Raw genomic sequence first — 26273 nt, 5'->3', positions numbered from 1 at the left:
AATCTTGTGATGGCATTCTATGCCTGTGCTAATATCCGATAAAATGATCTTTAATCCACCGGTATTAGAAAAATAGATAATGAAGCTTCCACCCCTGAAATCCCTCCCCGTCTTCGAAGCCGTTGCCCGGCTGAACAGCTTTTCGCTGGCCGCCGAGGAGCTGGCGGTGAGCCAGAGTGCGGTCAGTCATCAGATCAAGCAGCTGGAAACCTACCTGGGTGAGAAGCTGTTCTGGCGCAGTGGTCGTACGTTGGCGTTGACTGACGAGGGGCGGCAGTATCTGGATGGTGTCGGGTCGGCGTTGTTGCAGATTGAGAGAGTGAGTGAGCAGTTGCTGGGGCATGAGGAGTCGCGGTTGCGGCTGTCGGTGTTCAGTTCGTTTGCGGTGCGTTGGCTGGCGCCAAGGTTGCCGGACCTGCAGAGGCTACATCCGCAACTGGAGCTGTCGCTGGAGATGAGCAGCGAGAATCCGGTGCTGTCGGATCGGGTGGCGGATTGTTTTATTACCATCAAGCCGGTGTCGGCGGCGTTCAGTTATGAGCTGCTGTATACCGAGCGGCTGTTTCCGGTGTGCAGTCAGGATTACTGGCAGCGGATTCGTCGGGAGCTGGCGCTGGATGAGGTCAATGCCGATTCTGATTCGGTGTCGTTAACGCCGGAGATGGTGGCTCAGTTTCCGCTGCTGTCTACCCACAGTATTTACGATAAGCAGGGGGGCGACTGGGAGGCGTGGTATCACGAGGCGGGTTTGAAGTTGCCTGCTTCAAGCCGGTTGCTGCATTCGAGCCATATGCTGCTGTCGTTGGAGGCGGCGAGGTTTCATCAGGGCATCACGCTGACCAATGATTACATGCTGAGCACACGGAAGGATTCCGAGGATTTTGTGCGGTTGCCCTGTCATTCAGTGATGACCGGTGACAAGTTCTACTTTGCCTGGAAGACCAGCCGCCGGCGCGAGCGGGGGATTCAGGTTCTGCGCCGGTGGCTGGTGGATGAGGCCATTCGCGGTGGCCTCAGGGCTGAGTGACCAGGCTCAGAGGTACTGATAACGTAGTAAGCGGTGCTTGATGCGTTCGAGGATGACCTGATCGATTACGGCAGCCAGGATCGCGATCACCAGGATGTTGGTCATAACGCCGGTCATATCCGCAATCTCGCCGGAATAGGCCAGGGATTTGCCCAGGCCGGCGCTGAAGCCGACGATCATTTCGGCCGAGATCAGGGCGCGCCAGGCGTTGCCGAAGGCGAGCTGGGCACCGGTGATCAGTTCCGGGGTCACCGCCGGGAAGTAGACCCGTTTGAGCATCTGCATCTTGGAGGCGCCCATCACCCGGGCGGCGGAGATGTGCACTTTCTCCACGCTCTCGGTGGCGTTCATTACGCTCAATGCGGTGGGGAAGAAGGCGCCGATGGCCACTACCACAATGATCGGCATGTTGCCGAAGCCCATCAGGATCAGGAACAGTGGCACCCAGGCAATGGAAGGAATGGATTGCAGGATGATGATGGCGGCCTTCAGGGTACTGCGCACCATATCCAGGGTCCCGCCCACCAGGCCCAGTATGATGCCGAAGAACAGGGCGGCGCCGTAGCCGATGCCCAGGCGGCTCATGCTGTTGCCGAGCCCTTCGTAGAACTCGCCACTGTTGAGTTCTTCCCACAACCGTTGCAGAGCTACCGGTACATCCGGCATCAGGAAGTCCGGCAGGAACCAGGCCGCCACCTGCCAGAAAAACAGGATAATGGCGATGGCGGCCACATAGGCCCGTTTGCTGGCAACGCCGGTGGTCTGACTGTTATTCATGCTTACAGCTCACGCGCCTGCTGCCAGGACATGTCCAGCAGGGCGTCGACGTCAAACTCGCCGTCCACCTTGAGAATGCCCTGCTCCTGCATGATGGCCGCCAACTCTTTCATGCGGTTGATGTCGTCTTCCGTCAGCTTGGCGCTGAAGTCGTTGGTCTTGATGGCTTCGGTGATCACCTGCTCACTGGGCACGTCACCCTGGTTGCGGGATTTCACCACCGGCTCGCGGATAAAGTAGTCAGTGATGTAGGGCGCCGCCTTTTCGGGGGCGCTCTCGAGCATATCAATGGCTTCGCGCTGGGCATCCAGTGCTGCCCAGAGAACATCCTTGCGCTTCTCCAGGGTTTCACCGGAGGTGATCACCACCATGCAGGGGAACGGCCAGACCTCGCCAATCTCGTAGATCTGTTTGACCGGTGCCACCAGTTGCGCGATACGGTCGTAGGGCTCGAACAGGAAGGCTGCATCCACGCGGCCACCAACCAGCGACTGAACGGCCACGGATGGGGCGACACCCATGATGTTGAGGTCGGATGGAGTGAGGCCCGCATTGTCGAGCATCACGCCCTTGAGCACGATGTCTGCGGTGCTGCCCTGCTTCTGGGAAGCGAGGTTCTTGCCACGAAGGTCTTCCACCGATTCGATACCCGAATCTTCACGCACCAGCAGCGAGTGATAGCCGCGCTGGGCCCCACCCACGATCTTCAGATCCGCGCCCTTGGAAGCCCAGGTAAAGGCGTTGGAGAAACCCAGTACGCCGATATCCAGCTGCCCGCCAACAATGCCCTTGATCAGGTCGGTGCCGGAGGTGAATTCGATCAGCTCTGCATCCAGGCCATATTTCTCATAAAGCCCGGCTTCATAGGCCAGCATGGCCTGGGCATCGTCCATCACACGGACATAACCGACACGGAATTCTTCTGCGGCCGTCGCCGGGCTGGTACTTACCAGGCCCAGCAGGAAGGCAAAGAGGGGAGCCAGTAAAGAGCGGTTCATGCCGTTTCTCCTTGGGAATCAGCGGGTGTGTGTTCGTCAGTATCAATGCCCAACAGGTGCAGAACTTCCAGGCGGACATCCGCAAAAGCAGTCAGGTCATGGGTTTTGGGGATGTGCCCCAGTTCGACTTCCCTGAGGACGGTCGCCGGGCGCTGGCTGAAAACCATCACGCGGTCTGCCAGATACAGGGCTTCGTCCACATCATGGGTGACCAGAACCACGGTGGGCCGTTCTTCCTCGATCAGATCTTTAAGGACACTCTGCAGAGTCATCCGGGTAAGCGCGTCGAGGGCACCGAAGGGTTCGTCCAGTAACAGGACCTTGGGGCGGGCGATAAAAGCCCTGGCCAGGGCACAACGCTGGCGCATGCCGCCGGAGACCTGATGAGGGTAATAGTCCTCGAAGCCCTCGAGTTTTACCCGGGAGAGCCATTTCCGGGCTTCTGCCAGGGACGTTTTCCGTGGCTTGTCCTGGAATTCCAGCGCCAGGGCAACATTGTCCAGCAGGGTCATCCATGGATAGAGCGCGTGTTCCTGAAATACCAGGGTGCGCTCCGGAGACGGCTTTGCAACCGAAGCGCCACCCGCAGTTAAAGTGCCTGACGTGGGCTGCTGAAGTCCGGCCAGCATATGTAACAACGTGGATTTGCCACAACCAGAAGGCCCCACCAGGGCAACGATCTCGCCATTCCTGATGGTGGTGTCGAATTGCTTGATGACATTCAGGTCCCCGAACGATTTGGTGACCTGGCTGAACTGAAGTTCCATATAGCCTGCCGGAATATCTTTATATTCTTAAATGAAATATCTATCAGTTATTTTATAACCAAAAGTTCACAAGAAAAAGTGCTTTCTGAATCTACTTTCATAGGATGTGCCAATCAGGGTGAGAGGCTGAAGCAATAGCACGGTTCAGGAAGGGTTCAGGTGCCGGCAGGCATTCAGCCGCACCCGATCCATCGAGTGCGGCTGAAAGGAATCATTCTTCTTCTTTTGGCAGTCGTTCCACGACTTTCCGTTTCCCTTTGGCGCAACGGGACAGAGCTTTGAGGCCGTCGGGCTCAAAAGCATCAACGCGGATAACGTCGTAGAGCGCTTCCAGTGCTTCCAGCAGCGTTTCGCACTCCTCGTCTTTCACAACGCCCTGCTTACACGCCCAGTCCACCAGTTCCTTGCGCTCATGGCCCATCAGCAGGTCAATGCCGCCCAACTCGTCTTCGTCGCTGTTACGCAGGGCTTCGTGCAAGCGTTCGCGCATTTCGCGGGTTTCATTGGCCAGGCGGTAGGCGTTCAGTACGCGGCCGAGCGGATCGTTCGGGTCGGTATTGATGTAACTGCCACGGCTGATGCGCTGGCGTAACGGTGTGTCGTTGACAATGCTGGCGGCAACTTCTGTACCGAGCCTGTCGTCAGGCCCGTTCAGGCCGGTGGCACCCAGCGGGAAGACCAGTATCCGCAACGGCCAGCGCAGCAGCGGCACCGGGAAGTTGATGATCAATTCTCGCATGGAAGTCTTGAGATCCCGCAGGCTGGTTTGCAGGCACCAGTCCACCAGCGGGCGCTGGTCATCCGGGTAGCCTTCCTCGTGCCATTGCTTGATGACGGCTGTGGCGTAATACAGATGCACCAGGCAGTCCGCCATACGGCCGGACAGACGCTGGCGGGCCTTGAGGCCACCCCCCACGGTAAGCAGGGTCACGTCGGTCATCAGTGCAAATGCTGCAGAGAAGCGTGCCAACTGGCGATAGCTGGACTGGATATTACCCTGGCGCGGTACTGGTTCCAGCAGGCCGCCGGTCAGGGCCAGCAAAAACGACCGCAGTGCATTACGGGTGGTGTGGGCGATATGGCGGTAGAAAATGCCATCGAACTTTTCCACCGCCGCTTTTTTATCCTCCATACCGGCCGCTTCGATCTCTTCCACAATGAATGGATGGCAGCGAATAGCGCCCTGGCCGAACACCATCAGGCTGCGGGTGAGGATATTGGCGCCCTCAACCGTAATACCGATCGGTACCGCCTGGTAGGCCCGGGCCAGGAAGTTGCGGGGGCCGGTAATAACCCCACGGCCTGCCACCACATCCATGGCATGATTGATCACAATACGCATCAGATCGGTATTGCGGTATTTGAGCACCGCGGAAGGTACGGACGGGCGAACGCCGCGATCCAGCATACCTGAGGTCAGCAATCGCGCGGCGTCCATCATGTAGGTATAGCCGGCGATGGGTTCCAGGGCTTCCTGTACCCCTTCAAACTGGCTGATGGAGCGGCCGAACTGTTCCCTGGTGAGGGCATAGGAGCCGGTTGCCAGGCTGGCCACCTTGCCGGCGCCGGTGCCCAATGCGGGCAGGGAGATGGAGCGGCCGATGGACAGGCATTCCAGCAGCATCTTCCAGCCCTTGCCCAGCATGTCCTGGCCACCGATGACCTGTTCCATGGGGATGAAAACGTCAGTGCCCCAGGTCGGCCCGTTCATGAACACCGTGTTCATGGGTAGGTGGCGAGCACCGGAGTGAACGCCTTCAAGATCCTGGGGAATCATTACGCAGGTCACGCCGATCTCGTCGTTCTCCCCCAGCAGCTTGTCGGGGTCGTACACCTTGATGGCCAGGCCAATCAGCGTGGCAACCGGTACCAGTGTGATGTAGCGCTTGTTCCAGGTAACTTTCAGGCCCAGTACTTCCTCACCATTCCATTGGCCCTTACAGACGATACCCTTGTCGGGGATGGCGCCTGCGTCGGAACCCGCCACCGGTGAGGTCAGGGCAAAGCAGGGGATCTCCTCGCCACCGGCGAGGCGGGGCAGGTAATGTTCTTTCTGGGCATCGGTGCCGTACTCCATCAGCAACTCGCCCGGGCCCAGGGAGTTGGGCACCATGACGGTGACGGCTGCAGACACACTGCGGGTGGAGATCTTCATGACGATTTCGGAATGAGCGGTATGGGAGAAACCCTTGCCACCCTGCTCCTTGGGAATCATCAGGCCGAAGAAACCGTTCTCACGAATGAATTTCCAGACCTTGTTGGGCAGATCGTACTCTTCGTGGGTGATCTTCCAGTCGTCCAGCATGCGACAGAGTTTTTCCACAGGTCCGTCGAGGAACGCCTGCTCTTCACTGGACAGATGAGCTGGCTTGGCGTCCAGTAACTTCGACCATTCGGGCTGGCCGGAAAACAGCTCGCCGTCCCAGTCCACAGTGCCCGAGCGCAGTGCTTCGGCCTCGGTGTCGGAGAGCTTGGGGAGCCTTCCACGAACCCACCCAAGGAGTGGTGCACTCAGCTTCTCACGTCGCAGATCCCCGGGCAGTACCAACACCAGGCTCAGGGCCAGCAAGCCACCACCGAACAGGATACTGAGGATGTGCCAGCCATCCTGGAACAGACCCACAATTGTGGCGATGACCAGAACGGCAGCAGCCGTTGCGCCGCCAATGCCGAGATAAATCAGCACCAGCGCACTTAGGAGGAGAAGCAGAACACTCATAGGGCAGATCTCCGTATCAAAATGAAATTCAACCTGAATAGTTCTTACCTTCGGCCAAAGCCCGTGCTGTTGCAAGCGTATCTGCTGGTTATGCCGGCTGATCGCCGAGAAATGTAACGTTATGTAGCAATGAAAATCATTGTAAAAGATCATCATTCCCTGGCGAATATATTGATCTGATTTTATGAAAGCGGTGAATACATAGATTCGATTTATGGTCAGTCACAGCCGGAGTAAATAATGTTCAACAGGTTCACCGTCGCTACACGACTTGCCCTGGGTTTTGGTCTTATTCTTTCACTGATGATACTGGTCAGCCTGATTGGTAATCATCGGGTTGGCTTTATCGACAGGACTCTCACGGAAGTGGGCGATGATGCGGCTGTCAAACAGCGCTACGCGATCAACTTTCGTGGCAGCGTCCATGACCGCGCAATCGCCATCCGCGATGCGGTTCTGGTACGGGACGACCGCGCCCTGAGAACCCATCTCCAGGATATTGAACGCTTGAAGGCTTTCTACGTGGACTCGGCCCGTCCCATGGACCAGCTGTTCCAGTCAGCCGGGGCTACGGATCGGGAGCGGCAGTTACTGGCGGCTATCAAGGAAATTGAGCGCAGCACCCTGGAACTGACCGATGAGTTACTGGAAATGCGCCAGGACGGCAGCATTCAGGACGCCCGCGAATTTTTGCTGGAGGATGTCTCCCCTGCCTACACCACCTGGCTGAACCGTATTAACGCCTTCATTGACCATCAGGAGGGCTTTATTACCACCAACGTGGATGCAGTCAGAGAGGCCGCCGGCAACTTCAACCGGGTGATTTTCATGGTCACCGGGATTGCTGTATTGCTGAGCGTTGCCGTGGCGGTGCTTATTATTCGCAGGCTCCGCTCCACCCTGGGGGCAGAGCCGGATGAGGTTGCGGACGCCATTCGCCAGCTCTCGGACGGCATACTTGACCAGGACATTCAGACAAAGTACCCGGACAGCGTAATGGGTGCGCTTCGGGATACCGTAGAGCAGCTCGCCGGGATAATCCGCGAAGTTCGGCAATCAGCGACGGCATTGGCCGGGAGTTCGTCAGAGTTGTTGGCTACCTCGGACAACAACAACCGCCAGATCCGCATCCAGTCCGAGGAAGCGGAACAGATGGCCACTGCCATCAATCAGATGGCCGCGACGGTGAACGAAGTGGCCGGATTTGCCTCCAGTGCGGCCACCGCTACCGGAAAGGCGGATCAGGAAGTGGAAACCGGCAACCGGGTGGTTCAGGAAACAGCAGCCTCCATTGGCGAGCTGGCGGACACGCTCGAGAAAGCCGCGGTAACCGTGCATCGCGTTTCGGATGACAGCGCCAACATTGAGAAGATCATCGAAGTGATCAACGCGATTGCCGAACAGACCAACCTGCTGGCTCTGAATGCGGCTATTGAGGCTGCCCGTGCCGGCACTCACGGCCGAGGCTTTGCGGTAGTGGCAGATGAAGTACGCTCACTCGCGACCCGCACCCAGGATTCCACCCGCGAAATCCAGGAGATGATCGGTAAACTCCAGACCGGCGCCTCGGAAGCAGCTGCGGTGATGGAAACCAGCCGGGACCTGGCCAAAACAACGGTGGAAAAAACCCGGTCGGCGGAACAGGCGCTGGTACAGATCCGGCAGGAAGTGGGTGAAATCAATGACATGAACGCCCAGATTGCCAGTGCTGCGGAAGAGCAGAGCAGCGTTGCGGAGGAGGTGAACCGCAATATCAGCCGTATTCACGATTCCACTGTGGAAACCGCTGCCGGTTCCGAACAGGTGGCTGGCGCCAGCCGCGATCTCGCCACATTGGCGGAGCAGTTGAGTGGGCGGGTCAGTGTGTTCCGGCTTAAAGGCTGAGACCAACGATCAGCAGAGCCAGGGTTGTCAGCAGCACGGCAACATTGCTTCCTAGCACCGCATCGAGCTTTTGAGGGCTGGTCAGAGCCTGCGGCAACGTCAGGCTTATCCACAGGGCTGCTGGCGAAGGCGCCAGAGCAAGGGCGCTCCATGGCGGCAACCAGCCCGCCACCAGCCCTGCCGCCAGCACTCCGAAGCCCGTCAGTAACATGATCCCCACAAGTCGGGCGGCTTTTGGTTTGCCAAGAGTGATGACGAAATGACGGCGGCCGACTTTACGGTCGGCGTCGACATCGGGTATCTGATTGATCAGCAGCAGCTCGCTGACCAGCAACAGGCTGATCAGGGCCACGGTGATAGCCGCCGTATCCAGGCGGGCACCGAGGGCAACCAGGCTGCCCAGAACCATCACTGGCCCAAAGCCCAGTCCCGGTGCAAACAGGCACAGTAGCGGGGAACGGGTGATCCAGCGCGTGTATGTCAGCACCAGCACCACACCGGCTGCGCCGAGCACCAGCATCGGGAGCCCCCGAAGCCAGAGAAAGTACACCCCGATCGCAATTACCAGTGCCAGGGTGCCTAGGGCCGCCCCCAGCACCCGTTTTGCGGCTGAAGGTGTCGCCGGAAGCGCCCCGCTGCCACCAGAATAGGGCGTGCGCCTGGTGATCAGGTCGAGGCCGGACACAAAGTCCTCGTATTCGTTGAGCAGATTGACGGCAGCATGGGCCAACACGGCGCCCGTCAGTACCAGCAGGGTATCCAGTAACGCCGGCGGCTCACCCTGCTGCCAGGCCAACGTAACGCCGAGCCCCGTGCACAGCGGGGCGAGCATCAGAAAACCGGGGCGTGAAGCCCGCACAACAGCAGTGGTCTCAGACATAATTTGCAGTAAACACCAGCCCCAGCACCACCGGCATAACCACCAGGCTCCCCAGGTTGCTGATCAGAACCAGTGACGCAACCTTTTCAGGCTCCTGCTGGTATTGTTCCGCCAGCATGTAGTTCAGCACTGCGGATGGCATGGCCGCGAAGACCCACAGGGCGGCTATCTGCAGGCCAGGGAGGTCGAGAATCGCGATCATCGGCCACGCCAGGATGAGCCCGGAGGCGGGGCAGGCAATGGCGCCCAGCATGCCCAGTTTCCAGTCGCCAAAATCCACATCCAGCATGCGCACCCCCAGCGTAAACAGCATCAGGGGGATACACACCCCGCCAAGCATGTTCAGGGTTTCCAGTAGCCAGGCGGGCATGGCTACACCGCCAAAATTGACAGCAAGCCCGCCAATGCTCGCCATTATAACGGGCAGGCGAAGCCTCCTGAGGATGGAGGTATGCGGATCGAGCATATAGATGCCCACGGTAAAGTGCAGCAGCATCTCCACAACAAACAGCACAACGGCGGCCGGCAGGGCTGCTTCGCCGAAGGCCAGCACCAGTACCGGAATCCCCATGTTGCCGGAATTATTGAACATCATCGGCGGCAGGAAGGTTTTCAGGTTCAGCTTCAGAACCCTGGCCACGGGGTAGAGGACAATGCCAGAGCCCAGAACCACTACCGCAGCCGCCAGCGCCAGGCTGGTGTACTCCTGCAGCGGTGCCTGCTGGTCCGCCAATACCGCAAACACCAGCATGGGCACAAAAAGCTCCATGTTCAGGATGTTCAATCCCTGGATGTCAGGGGTGCGGTAACGACCGTAAAGAGCACCACAGCCGGCAATCAGGAACACCGGCAACATCGTGGACAGGATCTGGGCAAGCATTCAAAGGCTCCGAGGTAAACCGGGACGTGCAATTAATCCGTTAGGTTCGCAAGTATCGGCGGTTGCAGGCAAGCAAAACCTGTGTTTTTGCGACCAAAGACGGACGGGCGGTTGCTGCCATTATCCCTCCTGCCGCAGAATGACGGGCAGTAACTCACAACCCTATCGCCAACGCCGTAACGGAGGCCCTCTGTGTCCGATTCTTTTGACCGGCTCGTTCAGCGGGAGAAAACCTGCTCGGTAAAGTTTGACGCCCGCAAGGCCGTGTTCGGCCGCGAGGATGTTATTCCGCTCTGGGTGGCGGATATGGATTTCCCGGCACCGGAGGCGGTGACGCAGGCACTGGAACAGCGAGCCAGGCACCCGGTTTACGGCTATACACTGTTTCCGGAAAGTCTGTACGCATCCATTGTCGACTGGTTCAAAAACCGCCATGACTGGGCCATCGAGCGGGACTGGTTGTTGATGGCACCGGGGGTGGTGCCTTCTCTACACGCGGCGGCGCTGGCGTTTGCCGGTGAAGGCGAAGGCGTGATCATCCAGCCGCCGGTCTATCCGCCGTTTTTCAGTTCAATTCAGAAAACCGGCCGGGCCGTGATCGAGAACCCGCTTGAGCTGGTGGATGGCCGTTATCAAATGAACCTCGAGCACCTGGAGGCCTGCGCCGCAAGAGACGATGCCAGGGTGTTATTGCTGTGTTCGCCCCATAACCCGGTGGGCAGGGTATGGAGCGAGAGCGAGCTGAAGGCCGTACTGTCGATCGCCCGGCGGCATAACCTGTTGGTGCTATCGGACGAGATCCACTGTGACCTGACCTATCCGGACAAACCTGGCCACCAGGTACTGGCATGTCTGGCCGGAGAAGAGGATGCCCTGGTTACGGCAGTGGCACCCAGCAAAACCTTCAACATGCCAGGCCTGGGCCTGTCGGCGCTGGTGGTGCCAGATGCAGAGCATCGCAAGGCATTGAAAGAGGTTTTCGATGCCATGCACATGAACCAGTGCAATCCGTTCAGCATCGCCGGATTCGAGGCCGGTTACCGTTATGGTGGCGAGTGGCTCGACCAACTGATGGCCTACCTGAAAGACAATCGCGATTACGTCATCGATTACATTCAACAGCACCTGCCCGCCGTCGGGGTAACAGAACCGGAGGGAACCTATCTGTTGTGGCTCGATTGCCGGGCTCTGGGGATGGACGACCCGGAACTGAAGCGATTCTTTGTGCATCAGGCCGGTATCGGCATGAACCCGGGGATCACCTTCGGCGAGGCCGGCAGTGGCTTCATGCGCATGAACATTGGCTGCCCGCGGAAGACACTGGAGACGGCTCTGGAACAGATCCGCCAGGCAATGGTGCCGGTGTCCGGTTAATCTTTGCTATCCGTTCCATTCTTGCAGGGAGGGTCAACCGGCTGCCAGTGGGGAGGCTTGCTCACCCCTGGCATCTGGCCATTGCTGGGGCGAATCGCACGGTAGGTTTGTCCTTCATGGATGGCCATCTGACCGACGGTGTAACTGGCGCCAAAACTCCAGGCCCCGGGGTCCTTGCAGGCTTGCGTGGATTTATTCCGGGCTTTCGCTGGGGGTTCTTGCTGTTCCTGGCCCCGGTCCTGTGGCTGTTGCGCTTTGTTCTGCCCACCGTTTTCGGGGCGAGGCTTTTCTTTTTCTTTGCGGCAGTCTGGTGCTGATGCCCGTGGTTTCCACTCGAAATCTACCCCTGGCGTTTTGCCTTCGTGGAGTTGGCGGGACTCGTACCATTTCCCCTTATGAAACACGGCCGAGCCAGTGGGGTAATAGCGGCCGGGGACCCAGCTGTTTTCTTCCGGGTCACAGGGAGCGGAAAGAGCCACGGTGCTGAATGCCGTGAACATCAGTACAGCCATCAATCTTGCCAAGTGATTTTCCATGAATCCCTGCCTGTTCAGTTCTTCCCGTTGCATGTTCAGCGGTATTTGCGGCGAAGCTCGGTGGTGCGGGTGGCCAGGAAAAGGCCGGCGAGGATCAGCAGGCCGCCCACGATGTGGAATATGCCCAGTCGTTCCCCGAGGAAAATACCCGCCATTACCGAGGCAAACACCGGGGTAAGGTACATGAAGATAGCCGCCTTTGCCGGGCCAATCCGGTGGACCGCATGGTTCCAGAACCCGTAGGCCAGAATACCGGGGAAAATGGCAAAATACATCATCGGCAGGGCGGTCGACTGGTTCAGGTCGAAACCGCCTGAGAAGAACATCAGGTCTACCAGGAAAAACGGCAATATCACCAGGGTGCCGCAGGCAATTTGAACGGTCAGGAAAGTCAGTGGCGGCAGTGGCACGGCCTGGCGGCGAAGCAGCACCGAAAACAGGCCCCAACTGAATACTGCCAGCACCATGATCAGGTCGCCGGGTTGCGCCTGCAGGCCAGTAAGCACGGACAGGTCCCCTCTGGCCACTACCGCGAGAATGCCCAGCACCGCCAACCCGATACCCAGAGCCTGCACCGGCCGCGTGCGATCTCCCAACAACACCCAGGCCAGTAAGGCCACCATAATGGGAATGGTGGCATTGATCAGGGCGATATTGGTGGCGCTGGTGGTCACTGCCGCAAAGTAGAGCAGAGAATTGAACGCCCCGACGCTGAAGGTAGACAGCGCCAGTATCGACAGCCAGTGCTGGCGAATCAGTTGGCGCTGGCGCCAGGCACCCGGCAATCCGAAGGGTAACAGAATCGCAAGGGCAATCACCCAGCGCCAGAATGACATGGACAGTGGCGGAATCTCATCCACCACGCCTTTGGCGACCACGGCGTTTCCGGCCCAGAACAGCGGGGTCAGAACCAGGCCGGCATAGGCAATCCATAATGGTTTCGGGGTTTCTGAAGACACACTAGCTCCTGTCAGCATTCCTGATTCCGATGAATATCAGGAACCCGACAGGATACTACTCTCCGGGCACTTCTGCCTCAGTACCAACGTGGTAGGCGGCAAAGCCGGCCATGACAACCTGGTCTACGGCCATGCCGATAATCCGCCCATCGCTTCTGGCCCGGATGGGGTGTTGTTCATTGGTGATGGGGTCTGACACGTAGCCAAGAATCTCACCTTCACCAACCTTGGCACCGAGCTTGATCTCACTGAACAGGATGCCGCCGTGCTCTGCACGCACCCATTCGGAATCGTAGTACACGGGCTCCGGGTCACCCCAGACAAACATCCTGGAAATCATGCCCTCCTTGTCCATCAGGCTGGTCAGGCTATTGACGCCGGCCTTGATCTGGTGCTCCTGGATGCGCAGGGATTCACCAGCCTCCATGGTAACAGCGCGAATGCCGGCCTCAATCGCGGCATAGCGAAGCATCCCGGCACTGCCGCTGCTGTGGACCACCGCCATACGGTCAAACCCACGGGTAAACTCGGCTACCTCAGGGTTATTCATATCCGCCCTCAACTGGGGCAGGTTGGTGCGCTTGAGTGATCCGGTGTGGATATCCACCAGCATGTCACAATGGCGAATCACGCTTTGGAATAGCGATTGCGCAATGCGGTCTGCCAGGCTGCCATCGGTGCTGCCCGGGAAATGCCGGTTCAGGTCACGGCGGTCTGGCAGGTAGCGGCTGCCTTGCTGAAAACCGGGCAGATTGACGATGGGGATTCCGATAACGCGCCCTGACAACTTATCGGGCTCCAGGTCGTACATGGTGCGACGGATTATTTCTATACCGTTGAGTTCATCACCGTGCACCGCACCGGTCAGGCACAGATTGGGGCCGGGTTTGGCGCCGTTGACCACCAGCACGGGCGTTGGCTGGGACAGCCCGGCACCCTGGATAGCGGGCGACCAGGACAGCCGGGTGGCTTTGCCGGGAGGCACCGTTGCGCCCAGCATCTCAAGGCTGGAAGCTTCTTTCTGGTCTTCAGGTGGTTCCGTTTGTTCGCTCTGTTCCGGAACCTCCGGCTCCGTTGTGGTCTCACTCTGATCTTCCGTTACCGGCTCGTGAGGTTCCGTAGCACCAGCCTCCTGTGTGGTATCTGTGGCTGCCTTTTCTTCCGCCAAAGGCTCAGCCGGAGCTGGTTCCTCGGCTTTCTGGTCCGATGTCCGCAGGGGTTCTGAGTGCTCAACATCCTCAACACTCTCGTCTTCGGCAAGTTCTGCAACGAGGACTTCCTGCGTATCGGATTCGCCGGTTTGCTCCGCGTGGGCAGCCGGGAGGGCTAACAGCCCGCCGCAGAATGTGGAAATCAGGCCAGCGCGAAACAGGTGTGTCAGCCAGCGGTACGGCATAGTTCCTCTCGGGTTGTCAGCCAGTGGGGGCCTGGCGTCCGGAATGTGTGGCACGGAACAAGGATAGAGGCCCTGAAGTTTCATGAATACGGCTGTGACAAAGGTTTAATGCCCCTTTCATGAACTCTTTGTGTATTTCCGCAAAATGGCCTATTCATGAGACTACAGGATCCCTGTTACGGTTCTGTATCCGTTATACGTCTGAAAGGGAGCTCACTCTATGGATCTTTTGCGAATTCTTATTGCGATTCTGTTACCGCCGTTGGGGGTGTTTTTACAAGTGGGTATCGGAAAGCACTTCTGGATCAACATTGTGTTGACCCTTCTTGGCTATATACCCGGTATCGTCCACGCGGTGTATATTATCGCAAAGAAATAACCAGGCCCCGGGCCGGGGCCCAGTGTTAGTTGGCTGGCGGGGCTCAGGTGTGGGAAGTGGCATGCCAGGTCTCGCCTTCCCTGGCTGCCCGGCCATCCCCCTCAAGTTTCAACAAATGGGCCAGCGCCGAACGGGCTGCGATACCATGGATGGCGGCCGGGACGTCATCGTAAGCGTCCGCCGTCAACGCCTTCAGGCTTGCCGTTTTCAGCTCTTTCAGCACCCGAGCCACCTTGTGCTCCCGGGCCAATCGGTGGGTGATGAGGTAATCGATAACCGCTTCGGGATGCCCCATCAGGAACCCGTGAGCCGGGGCAATGTAACGTACCGGCTCGTCCAGCAGGTCGTACAGGGACTCAAGGTAGGCCTTCATATCGCCGTCAGGGGGATTGATCACCACCGTCGAACCCTGCATAACGTGATCACCGGAAAACAGAAGTTCCTGCTCCATCAGCAGGTAACACAGGTGGTTGGAGGCATGGCCCGGCGTGTGAAGCACTTTCAGCGTGCCAGCGTCGGTTGTAATCAGGTCCCCGTCGATCGGTTCCTCATCCGCAGCAAACGTCTGGTCCTGGGCCGCGCCTGCCGGCGCCGGTTGTCCGAAAACCCGGCACCCGGTCCGGGCTTTCAGCGCCACAGTTCCGGGGGAGTGATCCTTGTGGGTGTGGGTCACTACCACCTGATCAATTGCCCCGCCGGTGATTTCCAGAATCCGCTCAATATGGGTGGCATCGTCCGGGCCCGGATCCAGCACCGTAAACCGTTCATGGCCCAGCACATAGGTATTGGTGCCCGGCCCGGTCATCATCCCCGGGTTTGGCGCTGTCAGCCGCACCACCCCGGCAGCCACTTCCACCGGCTCGCCTGGAACAATCTCCGCCTGGGTGGAGCCTTCGCCCTCCGGGTCCAGCTTAGCCGCCTCGTCATAAGCCGGAGCCCCGGGCTCCAGCACCACCGGTTTACCCTTCTTCACCGCAGGCCACGGCTTGCTGGGATAGGGTTCCGGCGGATTGGCGTGGGCGTAACGCATCAGCGCCCCGGTGGTGTCAAAGTCGCTCAGTATCCGCAATGTCCGGATGGTGGGCAGGCCCAGCAAACGTCGCCCACAGCGGTGATCCTCCAGCGCCTGGGCAGGGCTCAGCCAGACGTGATCAATCGTCTCTGTGCCGTCATGGCTCGCCAGCTGGTTCTCGGGCGCCACTGCCACGAAAAACCGGGTATCAAACCGGCGGGGAGGGCCTGGGGGGGTAATCCAGTGCCCCAGGTAAGCCAGCCGGTCCAGAGGAATCGTCAGTTTGTGGCGCTGGCATACCTCTGACAGCGTCATTTCACCCTTGAATAGTGCCATGCGGTCGCTGTGAACAGGGTGTTCGGTGGCGAGTTCCCTATCATTCTGGTCCAGCGCCACCAGAATGCCGGCTTCCTCAAAACATTCCCTGACCGCCGCGAGCATATAGTCACCCCCACCTTCATCCAGGCTCATGGTCTGACTGATTTCGCTATCACCTCGCCCCACGGCATGCTGGCGCCCCCTTATATCCTGGTCGTCTACAGACCCACCGGGGAATACAAAGAACCCGGGCATAAACACCGCTTCCCAAGTCCGTTGTAGCAGAAGTACTTGCAGACCTTCGGGGGCGTCTTTTGTCAGAACCAGAGTCGCAGCAGGGCGAATATTCATAGAATGTCCGTTGTCTTATTGGTGTAGGTGCGCGTCTAAGTTTGAGGTGGGGATTGGGAGTGCTCTTTCAAAACTGTGCGGAGCCATGGATGGCGGAGCTCAAGCGTCACATGGATGTGCCGAAGGAGCGTGTTTTGAAAGAGCACTCCCAATCCCCGATGCTCCCAAGCTGAATGCGCCAGAGACAAATCCAAGATAACGAATATTGAACTTGATGTCCCGGGATGAAGGCAGGTCGACAACCAAGTATCATTGGCCGTTTCCGAAAATCCTCCCCTACAGGAACTCAACCTTGGCCCGTATCAAACTTTCTTTTCCGGATGATGCCTTTTATTTTGAAACCAAGATGCCGGTTCGGATCACTGATATCAACGGTGCCAACCACCTGGGCAACGACGCGCTCATCTCCATGCTGTCCGAAGCCAGGGCCCAGTTTCTGGTGAACTATGGCGTTCAGGAAGCTGACAAAGACGGCATGGGCATCATCGTTACTGACCTGGCAACCATGTACCAGTCTGAATCCTTCTTTCCGGAAATGCTCAGATTCGAAGTGGGCCTGATGGACTTCAACAAATACGGCGGCGACTTCGTGTTCCGCGTCACCAAGGCCGAAAGCGGGCAACCCGTGGCCCTGGCGAAATACGGATTCGTATTCTTCAACTACCAGCGCAAGTCAGTCGTGCCCATGCCAGAAACCTTCCGGGCACGATTTGCCGATCAGTGATCCGGTGGCCCCTTGCGGGTGCGGGGGGAGCACTTGAGCTTACGGTGAAGGGCTGCCTTGGCCATCATGTGTGCACTGACCGGCGCCGTCACAAACAGGAACAGAGTCACCAGTGCCTCCTGCACCGACAGCCCGCCTTTCAGGTAACTGAAATACAGCAGTGACGCCAACAGGATACAGCCCACCCCAAGGGTACTGGCCTTGGTGGGCCCGTGCAGGCGCATATAGAAATCTTTCAGTCGCGCCAGTCCGATGGAGCCGATCAGCGCCACTATGGCGCCGGCCACGAGAAAAAAAGTAATGACCAGCTGCAGCAGCAGGGGCATCTCTGAACCGTTCATTCGATGACATCCCCCCTCAGCAGGTACTTGGTCATGGCCACGGTACCGACAAACCCCATCAGGGCTATCAGCAGGGCTGCTTCGAACAGTATGCCCAGTGACATCTGGATGTCCGCCAGCACAATCAGGGCAATGCTGTTAATCATCAGGGTGTCCAGCGCAAGAATGCGGTCGACAATGTCGGGCCCGATGGCCAGCCGGTAAAGGTTGAGCAGCACAGCGAGACAGAATACGCCGATCACGAATGGAATCACGGTGGCAATCACTGGAAGATCTCCTTCAACGGCCGCTCGTACTGTTCCTTGATCTGCCGCACCAGTTCATCTTCGTCGGTGACATGCAGGGCGTGGATCAGCAGGGTGCCGGCGTAACTGTCGTAGTGGGCGGTTACAGTGCCAGGTGTCAGAGAAATGGTACTGGCCAGGATAGTGATGGCAAAGTCATCGTCCAGCTCCAGGGGAAAAGTGACAAACCCGGGCGTCAGCTGATTCGGATACCACAGGATGCGCCTGGCCACGACCAGATTTGAGCGCACGATATCCACCATCAATACTACAAAGTACCGCAGCAGAGGCAGCAAATAGCGCACTTTGGCCTGTTCCGGCCAGAATGCCCGGGTGACGAAAGGAATGAAAACACCCAGGGCCAGTCCCAGCAGCATGTGGGCCACTGAGAAACTGTTGACCATCAGCAACCAGAGCACCGCCAGAAACAGCGAAAATAACGGTCTTGGCAGCCAGAACTCGCGACGGTTCATTCGGTCACCTCTCTGCTTTGGCCGACGTAATCACCCAGCACTGCTTCCACGTACCCCGAAGGCTCATAAATGAGCCGCGCGGCTGCCTCCAGGTAATCCATCACGGGTTGCGCAAATATCGCAAGAGAGAAGCTGATGGCAATCATGACACAGACAGTGGCAGTGCGGGCGCCATCCAGCGCCGGGGCGGCTTCATCGGCACGCTGCTCTGGCCGCCAGAACCAGCCGGAGCCGGCCCTGCTCAGGGCCGCGATGATCAGTAATCCGGACATAAGAATGGGCGCCCACAACCAGAGATAGTCCGATAGCCGGGAGGACGACTGCAGAATCCACGCTTTGCTGACGAATCCGCTGAAGGGCGGCAGGCTGGCCATGCTGACGGCCGCAACCAGAAATACCGTGCCCAATATCCAGCGGTGCGACAGTGGCGAGATCACGGAAAAACGGTCATACCCGTTTTCGCGGTATCGGCCGATCAGGTCTGCGAGCAGGAAAAACACCGCCGTCATGCAGGTGCTGTGCAACAGGTAGAACAGGCTGGCTGCCAGCAGCTGTTCGTCGTTGCGGGACATGGTCGCAAGCAGAATGCCGACAGATACAATGACCATGTAAGCCGTCAGGGTGCGCAGGCTGGACGCACCGAGCACACCAATGCCACCCAGTGAGAGCGTAACCAGGGCCATCGGCCACAGCCACGCCAAAACCGTATCGTTGGCAGGTGAGCCCTCATCCAGGCCGAACACCACCAGAAACACCCGTACCATGGAGTAAAACCCCACCTTGGTCATGATGGCGAAAAGTGCCGCTACGGGTGCGCTGGCGGCGGAATAGGCTCGCGGTAGCCAGAACAACAGGGGTAGCAGGGCAGCCTTGATGCCGAATACCACCATCAGCAAAAGTGAAGCCGCTTTCAGCAGGGGCAGGTCCGCCTCCGGCGCCGTGGCAATCACACGGGCCAGGTCCGCCATATTCAGCGTGCCGGTCAGGCCGTAGAGAATTCCCAGTGCCAGCAGGAACAGAGCGGAGCCTGCCAGGTTGATCACGACATAGTGCAGACCGGCGCGGCTGCGTGCCCGGCCCCCGCCATGCAGCAGCAGCGCATAGGAGGCAATAAGCAGTACCTCGAAGAACACGAACAGATTGAACAGATCGCCGGTGAGAAACGCCCCGTTGATGCCCATGAGCTGAAACTGCAGCAGGGCATGGAAGTGGGAGCCCTCCCGGTCTGAACCACGACTGGCGTAGAGCACGCAGAAAAGGCTCAACAGAGCTGTCAGCAGCAACATGATGGCACTGAGCCGGTCCAGTACCAGCACGATCCCGAACGGCGGCTGCCAGTTACCGAGACGGTACAGGGTGTAATCGGTAACCCCGGCCTGGAGAATCGCCCACACCGCAAATATCACCAGTAAAAGTGTGGAACCAATACTCAGTGACCTTTGGCGACCGATGTTGTAGCGGTACATTACCAGCAGGAATGCGCCCGTCAGCAGCGGTATCACGATGGGCATGATCATCAGGTGGTTCATTGGCGGTCCTCATTCGGATCTTCGCCATCCACATGATCACTGCGCAGCTCCACTGCGGCTTTCAGGGCCAGTACCACTACGAATGCTGTCATCGAGAAACTGATCACGATGGCGGTGAGCACCAGCGCCTGGGGGAGTGGGTCGGTATAGTTTTCCACCAGCCCGATCACGGCCGGGGAGGCGGTGGTTAGCCGGCCCATGCTGAACAGGAACAGGTTTACGCCATGTGATAGTAACGTCAGGCCCAGTACCACTGAAAACGTGCGTGCCCGCAGTATCAGGTAGACACCGGTGCTGGTCAGCACCCCCAGGGTAATGGCAATTACCAGCTCCATCAGCCTACCTCCTGGCCGGGCCCGGCCACGGTCATCAGCTTGCCAAGGTTTGCCAGTATCAACAGGGTGGCACCCACCACCGTGGTGTAAACCCCCAGGTCAAACAACAGCGCTGTTGCCAGCTCGAACTCGCCAATCAGCGGCCAGTCCATGTGGCTGAAGGCGGAGGTGAGGAACGGGTAGCCGACCACCCAGCTGCCCAGGCCGGTGGCCGTGGCGATCAGCAGACCGGCGCCAATCAGTGGGCGGAAATGGGTAAGCATTCGTTCCTGCGCCCATACCAGGCCGCCAGCCATGTACTGCAGGGTGAGGGCAACTGCGGTTACCAGCCCGGCAATGAAACCGCCTCCGGGCATGTTGTGCCCCCGCAGGAAAATAAAGGCGGATACCAGCAGGGCAATAGGCAGGGCCATACGGGAAACCATCTGCAGGATCACCGGATGAGGCTCGGCAAATCCCTTTGCTGTGCCGGCACTGGCTACCCGCTCCTTCAGATGCAGGTCACGGGTGAACGCAAATACTGCAACGGCGGCGATACCCAGCACGGTGATTTCACCCAGGGTGTCGAAGCCCCGGAAATCCACCAGAATGACGTTGACTACGTTGGTGCCGCCCCCACCAGGAACGCTGTTGGCGAGGAAATACCCGGAAATGGTCTCAGCCGGCCGGGTCAGCACTGCGTACGCAAAGAGCGCGATGCCGGTCCCTGCCAGCCCCGCCAGCACCAGATCACGTGCAATCCTGCCGGCTCCGGATTCCCTGGGAGAGGTCTGGGGCAGGAACGACAGCGCCAGCATCATGATGACCACCGCCATGACTTCTACGGAGAGCTGGGTAAGGGCCAGGTCCGGGGCTGAAAACTGGGCGAATGCGAGGGTGACGAACAGGCCGGTGACCGATAGCAGAAGCAGCGCCGGCAGGCGCTGATGATGAAACAGCGCGACGCCGATAGCCGACAGGCAAAGGATGACGGCACCGAAAACCACCATCGGGTTAACCTCTGTCAATGCGGACGGGCCCTGCCACCCGGTATAGCCAGTGAGCATCCAGAGCGCCGGTGCAATGGCGGCCACCAGAATAAAGGCGAGGTAACGCTGCAGCGAACCATTCTCCAGGCGATATACCAGCGACTGGGCGAAGCGGATACTCTGCTGCATGATCTGCTCAAAGATGTTCTTGGCATCCACGTCCGGTAACTGGCGATGGATGGCAAACAGTGGGCCGCGGGCGAGATAGAAAACGACGCCACCAAGCATTGCAATCATGCTCATCATGGCCGGCCCCTGGGCGTCGGACAGTTCCGAGAAGTCGTATAGCGGCAGGTGGGTCATGGATGTGGCCATGACTGCCAGGTGAATCACGGTGTCGTAGGTGGCCTGCGGAGCCAGCCCCACCAGCAGTGAGGCAGAGGCAAGAATGAACAGCGGTATCAGCATGCCGGCCGGCTTTCTGCGAGGCGGCCAGTGAGGCAGATCCACCGGTTGCCCGTTGAAAAACACGTTGTGGAAAATGCGCACGGAATAGGCCACGGAAAACAGGCCGGCAACAGTGACCCATACCGGAATCAGGGTGGTGGCCCAGTGGGGTGCGGTCACCAGCAGGCTCTCCGAGAACAGCATTTTCTTGCTCAGGTAACCACTCATCAATGGCAGGCCGGCCATGGCGGCTGCCGGTACAGCTGTAATCAGCATCAATGCCGGCATGGTTCGCCACAAGCCATTGATGTTGCGCATATCCCGGCTTCCGGTGGCCTGGTCGACAATGCCTGCCATCATGAACAGGGGCGCCTTGAACAGCGCATGGACCGTCAGATGGAACAGGGCGGCCGCCATCGCCATTTCGCTGCCCATGCCAATCAACAACGTAATCAGCCCCAAATGGGAAATGGTGGAGTAGGCCAGCAGGCCCTTGATGTCGTGCATGAACATGGCCACAAACGCGCCGACCATCAGGGTCACCATGCCGGTAATGGTAATCAGGCTGAACCAGAGTTCGGTGTCGCCCATGGCCGGGTGCAGGCGGGCCATCAGGAACAGGCCTGCTTTCACCATCGTTGCGGAATGCAGGTAGGCGGACACAGGAGTTGGTGCCGCCATGGCATGGGGTAGCCAGAGATGAAACGGCGCCTGGGCAGACTTGGTAAAGGCGCCGAGCAGAATCAGCGACAGGGTCAGGGGATAGCGGTCGTCGCTGACAATGGTATCGGTGGCGGCCAGCACATCAGTGATCTGGTAGCTGCCCACGATCTGTCCCAGAAGCAGAATGCCACCTAGCAGGGCCAGGCCGCCCCCGCCGGTAATGACCAGGGACATGCGGGCTCCACGACGGGCATTGCGGCTGGACCAGGTGAAACCGATCAGCAGAAAAGAGACCAGGCTGGTGAGTTCCCAGAACACCAGCATAAACAGCAGGTTCTCTGACAACACAATGCCCAGCATGGCGGTCATGAACAGCTGAATCAGAATGAAGAAACGGCCTGCTGTGTCCTTGCCGGCGAAATAATAGCGGGCGTAGACGATGATCAGGCAGCCGATGCCGGTAATCAGGGTGGCAAACAACCAGCTCAGACCGTCCAGCCGGAAGGCCAGGCCAAGGCCGATTTCTGGCACCCACGAAAGGGAATAGACGAGGGCTTCGCCGGACTGGATCCGGGGAAGGTAACTGAGCAAAAGCAGCAGGCAAATGGCCGGGGCTATCAGCGCAACCAGCGCGTGGCGCTGCACGTGATCCGGGCCGGGCCGCTTCAGTCTTGAAAGGAGCGAAGCGATGGCTCCCAGTACGGGCAAAAAGACGAGAAGCCCAATGTCCATAACGGAATTCAGCCGGTCAGGAGTGAGTTCTTAAACGCATTCAGCTTATTAGCATTCTTTATGTATAGCCAATGTTTGAGACTTTTTCATTCTTATAAGTCAATAACTGGTGGGCTGGGCCGCCAGTTTCCGGATGCCCTGGCGGTAGAACGAATAAGCCATGGCTCCCGCCAACAGGTTACCAGCTAAGGCACCGCTCATCAGCCCGTTGATGCCACCAATCTGGGCGCCAAACCAGAGAAAGGGCAGAAAACAGAGGAACAGGCGAAGGGTGGATACCAGCAGAGCACGCATTGCCAGCCCAAGGGCGTTGCAAACCGACACCATCAGCATACAGACTCCAAGGCCGCTGTAGCTGAGTGGCACCCGAACCAGATAGCTGCCCAGCACATCGCTGACCTCCCTGTCGCTGGTGAACAGTTCCGATACCAGCCCGGAGGCCATTAACCAGATCAGACCAATAACCAGTTGCCAGACCACCACAAATCGAACCGCCAGGCGCACGAGTTTGCGAATCTGGCCAATTTTGCCGGCCCCCAGCATGCGCCCAACCATGGGTGGCATGGACATGGTCAGGGCCAGCACTACCACAATGGAGAAAAACTCCAGGCGCGTACCCAGGCCCCAGGCTGCTACGGCCGCAGAGCCAAAGCCGGCCACCAATGCAGTGGCCACCATGGCTGAGACCGGTGGCATCAACTGGCTGACCATGGCGGGCGCCATAATGCCGGTCAGCTGTCTGACTGCTTTCCCCAGAGCCAGTTGTTTCAGGTCAAAGCGCAACCAGCCGCAACGGAGTAGCTTGGGGTAGATGAACAGGCAGCCAACGCCGAAGGCGGTAATGGTGGCCAGTGCGGCACCGGGCAGGCCCCAGTCGAACACGAAGATGTAGAGCGGGTCGAGAGCGATGTTGAGCAGGCTGGTGGCCACCATCATGTAGCCAGGCAGTTTGGTATCGCCATGGGAGCGGCACACGCTGTAGCCGAAATAGAGCATTGCGCCGGTCCAGGCGGAGACCAGCCAGGGTATCCAGTAGCTGCGGATCAGTGGCAGCAGGCTCTCTTCCGCGCCAAGCGCAGCCATGATACGGGTCTGCAACAACCACAGGCAGACGCAAAGGATGATGACCAGCGTGGCACCGACGGTAACGACCAGCCCACCCAGGCGTTCTGCCCGCAACTGGTCACCTGCGCCCAGGGTGCGGGAGATAATAGCCGTGGTGGCAATGCCCAGGCCCACCTGCAGGCCGATGATCAACTGTTGCATGGGCAGGGTGAAGCCCAGCGCCGCCAACGGGTCACGGCCTAACTGGCCAATAAAGGCGCTGTCCACCAGCTGGAAGGTCATCAGTGACAGCACACCGAAGAGCATGGGCCAGGTCATGGTAAACAACTGGCGCGGCAGGCTGGCTTGGGAGTAGGCGTTGGTCACGTTGGTAGTGTTGGTTCCTGGTGTGTTACTCGGTGGGCGATTCTATCAGGTTTGCCGGGTAGCCTGCGGGCTTTTGGGGGCTGAGCCAGGGGTGGGGTGTATTTTCCTATGGGAAAAGAACTCGCTTTGCTCACACACCTTTTCCCGCCGGAAAATACACCCCACCCCCGGCTCGATCTGACAACACAGCTATCTCCGGTCGGATTAGCCGCAGGCGTAATCCGACGTTAAATCTTGAACATTCGAAAAATCAAAGCGCCTTCAAAGCCGCCTCATAATCCGGCTCGTCCTTGATATCACCGACCAACTCACTGTGCAGAACCTTGTTGTCTTCATCCAGAACCACCACCGCGCGAGCACAAAGGCCGGCAAGTGGCCCATCCTGAATAGCTACGCCATAGTCCTGTTGAAAGCTGTAGTTGCGGAAACTGGACAGGGTGATGACGTTTTCCAGGCCTTCTGCGCCACAGAAGCGGCTGGCGGCGGGGGGCAGGTCGGCCGAGATAACCAGCACTACGGTATTGTCCAGGTTATTGGCTTTTTCATTGAATTTGCGGGTGGACGTGGCGCAGGTCGGGGTGTCTATGCTGGGGATGATGTTGAGTATTTTGCGCTTGCCAGCCCATTTGTCGAGGGTCACGTCTTCCAGACCCTGTGTAGTAAGGGTGAAGTCGGGGACGGTGTCGCCCGGTTGCGGCAAGGTGCCGCTGACGGTAATCGGATCGCCGCCGAGTGTTACGTTGCTCATTTGGAACTCCCTTTTTGCTGGCCTGATGGATTTGTGTTTAACAACTTACTCTGTGTAGTCCATTTTGGATGCTTTTTCATCCAGAGGCCGATTAAATGGGTGTCAGGCTGGCTCAAATCCGGGAGCCGGGTGCCGCTGGACCAGCATCAGGTAGCTGGCCAGGGCTGCGATGGCACAGGTGACAATAATAGCCGCCATCACCAGGGAGGTACCGTCGTGGAAATGCCCCACCAGCATGCCGATAGCGGCTGCTACCGCCATCTGGGTAAAGCCGAAAAGTGCCGATGCCGAACCGGCCATCTGGGGGAAGTTGGCGAGTGCACCGGCCATGGTCTGGGGAAGTACCATGCCAACGCCCATCATGAACAACATCTGGGGCAGTATGACAGCCCATACGCTGTAGACCTGTGCTATCGCCAAGGCTGTCATCAGCCCGCCACCGGCAACAGAAAGAACCAGCCCTCTGACCAGAATCTGGTCCGGTACGAGCTGGCGGCCGAGGCGAATGGCGGTCAGGTTGCCAACGATGTAGCCGGCGACGATACAGGCGAAGAACAGTCCGAAATGCTGGGGTTTTACACCCAGGAAATCGATCAGCACAAACGAGGATCCGGACAGAAACGCAAACAGGCCGGCGAAGGTCAGGGAATTGGTCAGGGTGTAGCCCAGGAAGCTGATATCTGACGCTATCGCCCGATAATTCTTCAGCAGGCTCCTTATGCGCAGGGATTGACGATGGTCAGGATGCATCGGCTCCGGAATGCCGACCGCCACCACTACCGCCATCACAAGTGCATAACCGCCGAGGGCCAGGAATATCGACGGCCATCCCAGCCCGACCACCATAATTCCGCCAATCGTCGGGGCGACTGCCGGGGCCAAGGCCATGATGCTGGCAAGGATGGCCATGATTTTCGCCGCTTCTCGTGGCGAATAGATATCCCGCACTGCCGCGCGACCAAGTACCGGCCCGGCAGAGCCACCAAGGGCCTGAAGAAAGCGGGCCAGAACCAGGGTTTCAATGTTGGTGGCAAGGGCACAGATCACGCTGGTAACCGCAAACAGCAGAAAACCGCCGATCATGATGGGCTTGCGGCCGAAACGGTCTGCCAGCGGGCCGCAGACCAGCTGGGCGACCGCGAAGCCGGCCATGTAAACACTCAGCGTCAGCTGGACCTGCCCGGTACCTGCCGACAGGGATTCTCCCATGCTGGGCAAGGCGGGCAGGTACATGTCGATCGCCAGCGGCCCTAAGGCCACGGCGGCGGCTAATAATATCGTTGTCCATATACTGGTTAATGCGAGCATCTTCTTTCCTGCGTAGCTCTCGAACGCAGCGGG

General features: G+C 58.7%; 24 protein-coding genes. 5 read left to right on the top strand and 19 right to left on the bottom strand.

Translation table 11 applies throughout. The features are described 5' to 3' along the window. Positions 1 to 79: 79 nt before the first annotated feature. Positions 80 to 1027, top strand: coding sequence for a LysR family transcriptional regulator (locus FO268_RS06910; protein ID WP_150991033.1), 948 nt, complete (start codon positions 80 to 82; stop codon positions 1025 to 1027). A gap of 6 nt (positions 1028 to 1033) precedes the next feature. Here FO268_RS06910 and FO268_RS06905 read toward each other — a convergent pair whose 3' ends face one another. The 4 genes from FO268_RS06905 to FO268_RS06890 all read right to left on the bottom strand — a co-directional run bounded on the left by FO268_RS06905 (position 1034) and on the right by FO268_RS06890 (position 6288). Then, on the bottom strand, positions 1034 to 1804 hold the full coding sequence (locus FO268_RS06905; RefSeq protein WP_150991031.1) for an ABC transporter permease: 771 nt from the start codon (positions 1802 to 1804) through the stop codon (positions 1034 to 1036). 2 nt (positions 1805 to 1806) lie between these two features. Then, complete coding sequence (locus FO268_RS06900; RefSeq protein ID WP_150991029.1) at positions 1807 to 2802, bottom strand: ABC transporter substrate-binding protein; 996 nt, start codon at positions 2800 to 2802, stop codon at positions 1807 to 1809. Beyond that, positions 2799 to 3569 (bottom strand): ABC transporter ATP-binding protein, encoded by a 771-nt coding sequence (locus FO268_RS06895; RefSeq protein WP_150991027.1) that lies wholly within the window; start codon positions 3567 to 3569, stop codon positions 2799 to 2801. The genes FO268_RS06900 and FO268_RS06895 overlap by 4 nt, the downstream gene beginning before the upstream one ends. Before the next feature lie 211 nt (positions 3570 to 3780). Continuing rightward, entirely contained in the window at positions 3781 to 6288 is a 2508-nt protein-coding gene (locus FO268_RS06890) for an acyl-CoA dehydrogenase (RefSeq protein WP_150991025.1), read from the bottom strand. Between the two features lie 240 nt (positions 6289 to 6528). Between FO268_RS06890 and FO268_RS06885 the strand changes: the two genes are divergently transcribed. Continuing rightward, positions 6529 to 8172 (top strand): methyl-accepting chemotaxis protein, encoded by a 1644-nt coding sequence (locus FO268_RS06885; protein WP_150991023.1) that lies wholly within the window; start codon positions 6529 to 6531, stop codon positions 8170 to 8172. Here FO268_RS06885 and FO268_RS06880 read toward each other — a convergent pair. Beyond that, entirely contained in the window at positions 8162 to 9052 is an 891-nt protein-coding gene (locus FO268_RS06880) for a prenyltransferase (protein WP_150991021.1), read from the bottom strand. The genes FO268_RS06885 and FO268_RS06880 overlap by 11 nt on opposite strands. Then, positions 9045 to 9932 (bottom strand): AEC family transporter, encoded by an 888-nt coding sequence (locus FO268_RS06875; RefSeq protein WP_150991019.1) that lies wholly within the window; start codon positions 9930 to 9932, stop codon positions 9045 to 9047. The genes FO268_RS06880 and FO268_RS06875 overlap by 8 nt, the downstream gene beginning before the upstream one ends. A 192-nt stretch (positions 9933 to 10124) precedes the next feature. On the opposite strand from FO268_RS06875, the gene FO268_RS06870 reads away from it, so the two are divergent. Further along, positions 10125 to 11306 carry a MalY/PatB family protein gene (locus FO268_RS06870; protein ID WP_150991017.1) on the top strand — a complete coding sequence of 394 codons (1182 nt, stop codon included), beginning with the start codon at positions 10125 to 10127 and terminating at the stop codon, positions 11304 to 11306. Here FO268_RS06870 and FO268_RS06865 read toward each other — a convergent pair. Genes FO268_RS06865 through FO268_RS06855 form a run of 3 tightly spaced genes read right to left on the bottom strand, consistent with a single transcriptional unit; the run spans position 11303 to position 14197 of the window. Next, a complete protein-coding gene (locus FO268_RS06865) occupies positions 11303 to 11842 on the bottom strand; it encodes a carbohydrate-binding protein (RefSeq protein WP_150991015.1) in 540 nt (179 codons plus the stop codon). The genes FO268_RS06870 and FO268_RS06865 overlap by 4 nt on opposite strands. A gap of 35 nt (positions 11843 to 11877) precedes the next feature. Beyond that, positions 11878 to 12819 (bottom strand): DMT family transporter, encoded by a 942-nt coding sequence (locus FO268_RS06860; protein ID WP_150991013.1) that lies wholly within the window; start codon positions 12817 to 12819, stop codon positions 11878 to 11880. A gap of 37 nt (positions 12820 to 12856) precedes the next feature. Further along, entirely contained in the window at positions 12857 to 14197 is a 1341-nt protein-coding gene (locus FO268_RS06855; RefSeq protein WP_150991011.1) for a succinylglutamate desuccinylase/aspartoacylase family protein, read from the bottom strand. Between the two features lie 220 nt (positions 14198 to 14417). On the opposite strand from FO268_RS06855, the gene FO268_RS06850 reads away from it, so the two are divergent. Next, positions 14418 to 14576: a YqaE/Pmp3 family membrane protein gene (locus FO268_RS06850; protein ID WP_072795577.1), complete on the top strand. Its 159-nt coding sequence runs from the start codon at positions 14418 to 14420 to the stop codon at positions 14574 to 14576. Between the two features lie 43 nt (positions 14577 to 14619). Here FO268_RS06850 and FO268_RS06845 read toward each other — a convergent pair whose 3' ends face one another. Then, entirely contained in the window at positions 14620 to 16257 is a 1638-nt protein-coding gene (locus FO268_RS06845; protein ID WP_150991009.1) for an MBL fold metallo-hydrolase, read from the bottom strand. 292 nt (positions 16258 to 16549) lie between these two features. Here FO268_RS06845 and FO268_RS06840 point away from each other — a divergent pair, with 292 nt between their 5' ends. Then, positions 16550 to 16981, top strand: coding sequence for a thioesterase family protein (locus FO268_RS06840; RefSeq protein WP_150991007.1), 432 nt, complete (start codon positions 16550 to 16552; stop codon positions 16979 to 16981). On the opposite strand, the gene FO268_RS06835 is transcribed toward FO268_RS06840, so the two are convergent. The 9 genes from FO268_RS06835 to FO268_RS06795 all read right to left on the bottom strand — a co-directional run bounded on the left by FO268_RS06835 (position 16975) and on the right by FO268_RS06795 (position 26240). After that, entirely contained in the window at positions 16975 to 17322 is a 348-nt protein-coding gene (locus FO268_RS06835) for a Na+/H+ antiporter subunit G (protein WP_225316519.1), read from the bottom strand. The two genes, FO268_RS06840 and FO268_RS06835, sit on opposite strands and share 7 nt — an antisense overlap. Continuing rightward, positions 17319 to 17588, bottom strand: a complete 270-nt coding sequence (locus FO268_RS06830; protein ID WP_137436387.1) for a K+/H+ antiporter subunit F — start codon at positions 17586 to 17588, stop codon at positions 17319 to 17321. The genes FO268_RS06835 and FO268_RS06830 overlap by 4 nt, the downstream gene beginning before the upstream one ends. Continuing rightward, positions 17585 to 18079, bottom strand: a complete 495-nt coding sequence (locus tag FO268_RS06825; RefSeq protein ID WP_150991005.1) for a Na+/H+ antiporter subunit E — start codon at positions 18077 to 18079, stop codon at positions 17585 to 17587. Before FO268_RS06825 ends, FO268_RS06830 begins: the two co-directional genes overlap by 4 nt. Next, positions 18076 to 19608 (bottom strand): monovalent cation/H+ antiporter subunit D, encoded by a 1533-nt coding sequence (locus FO268_RS06820; RefSeq protein WP_150991003.1) that lies wholly within the window; start codon positions 19606 to 19608, stop codon positions 18076 to 18078. The genes FO268_RS06825 and FO268_RS06820 overlap by 4 nt, the downstream gene beginning before the upstream one ends. Continuing rightward, a complete protein-coding gene (locus tag FO268_RS06815; protein ID WP_150991001.1) occupies positions 19605 to 19943 on the bottom strand; it encodes a Na+/H+ antiporter subunit C in 339 nt (112 codons plus the stop codon). Before FO268_RS06815 ends, FO268_RS06820 begins: the two co-directional genes overlap by 4 nt. Then, positions 19943 to 22753 (bottom strand): monovalent cation/H+ antiporter subunit A, encoded by a 2811-nt coding sequence (locus FO268_RS06810; protein WP_150991000.1) that lies wholly within the window; start codon positions 22751 to 22753, stop codon positions 19943 to 19945. Before FO268_RS06810 ends, FO268_RS06815 begins: the two co-directional genes overlap by 1 nt. Before the next feature lie 99 nt (positions 22754 to 22852). Further along, complete coding sequence (locus FO268_RS06805; protein ID WP_150991748.1) at positions 22853 to 24136, bottom strand: MATE family efflux transporter; 1284 nt, start codon at positions 24134 to 24136, stop codon at positions 22853 to 22855. A 298-nt stretch (positions 24137 to 24434) separates the two neighbouring features. Next, complete coding sequence (gene tpx / locus FO268_RS06800) at positions 24435 to 24932, bottom strand: thiol peroxidase (protein WP_150990998.1); 498 nt, start codon at positions 24930 to 24932, stop codon at positions 24435 to 24437. A gap of 102 nt (positions 24933 to 25034) precedes the next feature. Continuing rightward, the gene (locus FO268_RS06795) at positions 25035 to 26240 is read right to left on the bottom strand and encodes a Bcr/CflA family multidrug efflux MFS transporter (RefSeq protein ID WP_150990996.1); all 1206 of its coding nucleotides are present in this window, start codon (positions 26238 to 26240) and stop codon (positions 25035 to 25037) included. Positions 26241 to 26273 lie beyond the last annotated feature (33 nt).

It is taken from the genome of Marinobacter denitrificans, assembly GCF_008795955.1.
GTDB lineage: Bacteria > Pseudomonadota > Gammaproteobacteria > Pseudomonadales > Oleiphilaceae > Marinobacter > Marinobacter denitrificans.
Note: the sequence above shows the minus strand (reverse complement) of the source record. Positions and strands in the feature narration are given on the sequence as shown.

Coding starts and splice junctions, on each gene's coding strand:
- FO268_RS06810 (WP_150991000.1), bottom strand. CDS start 22,753: ATGGACATTGGGCTTCTCGTCTTTTTGCCCGTACTGGGAGCCATCGCT.
- FO268_RS06795 (WP_150990996.1), bottom strand. CDS start 26,240: ATGCTCGCATTAACCAGTATATGGACAACGATATTATTAGCCGCCGCC.
- FO268_RS06905 (WP_150991031.1), bottom strand. CDS start 1,804: ATGAATAACAGTCAGACCACCGGCGTTGCCAGCAAACGGGCCTATGTG.
- FO268_RS06885 (WP_150991023.1), top strand. CDS start 6,529: ATGTTCAACAGGTTCACCGTCGCTACACGACTTGCCCTGGGTTTTGGT.
- FO268_RS06820 (WP_150991003.1), bottom strand. CDS start 19,608: ATGAACCACCTGATGATCATGCCCATCGTGATACCGCTGCTGACGGGC.
- FO268_RS06815 (WP_150991001.1), bottom strand. CDS start 19,943: ATGGAGCTGGTAATTGCCATTACCCTGGGGGTGCTGACCAGCACCGGT.
- FO268_RS06850 (WP_072795577.1), top strand. CDS start 14,418: ATGGATCTTTTGCGAATTCTTATTGCGATTCTGTTACCGCCGTTGGGG.
- FO268_RS06855 (WP_150991011.1), bottom strand. CDS start 14,197: ATGCCGTACCGCTGGCTGACACACCTGTTTCGCGCTGGCCTGATTTCC.
- FO268_RS06880 (WP_150991021.1), bottom strand. CDS start 9,052: ATGTCTGAGACCACTGCTGTTGTGCGGGCTTCACGCCCCGGTTTTCTG.
- FO268_RS06835 (WP_225316519.1), bottom strand. CDS start 17,322: ATGAACGGTTCAGAGATGCCCCTGCTGCTGCAGCTGGTCATTACTTTT.
- FO268_RS06860 (WP_150991013.1), bottom strand. CDS start 12,819: ATGCTGACAGGAGCTAGTGTGTCTTCAGAAACCCCGAAACCATTATGG.
- FO268_RS06875 (WP_150991019.1), bottom strand. CDS start 9,932: ATGCTTGCCCAGATCCTGTCCACGATGTTGCCGGTGTTCCTGATTGCC.
- FO268_RS06895 (WP_150991027.1), bottom strand. CDS start 3,569: ATGGAACTTCAGTTCAGCCAGGTCACCAAATCGTTCGGGGACCTGAAT.
- FO268_RS06910 (WP_150991033.1), top strand. CDS start 80: ATGAAGCTTCCACCCCTGAAATCCCTCCCCGTCTTCGAAGCCGTTGCC.
- FO268_RS06845 (WP_150991009.1), bottom strand. CDS start 16,257: ATGAATATTCGCCCTGCTGCGACTCTGGTTCTGACAAAAGACGCCCCC.
- FO268_RS06865 (WP_150991015.1), bottom strand. CDS start 11,842: ATGGAAAATCACTTGGCAAGATTGATGGCTGTACTGATGTTCACGGCA.
- FO268_RS06825 (WP_150991005.1), bottom strand. CDS start 18,079: ATGAACCGTCGCGAGTTCTGGCTGCCAAGACCGTTATTTTCGCTGTTT.
- FO268_RS06890 (WP_150991025.1), bottom strand. CDS start 6,288: ATGAGTGTTCTGCTTCTCCTCCTAAGTGCGCTGGTGCTGATTTATCTC.
- tpx (WP_150990998.1), bottom strand. CDS start 24,932: ATGAGCAACGTAACACTCGGCGGCGATCCGATTACCGTCAGCGGCACC.
- FO268_RS06805 (WP_150991748.1), bottom strand. CDS start 24,136: ATGACCTGGCCCATGCTCTTCGGTGTGCTGTCACTGATGACCTTCCAG.
- FO268_RS06900 (WP_150991029.1), bottom strand. CDS start 2,802: ATGAACCGCTCTTTACTGGCTCCCCTCTTTGCCTTCCTGCTGGGCCTG.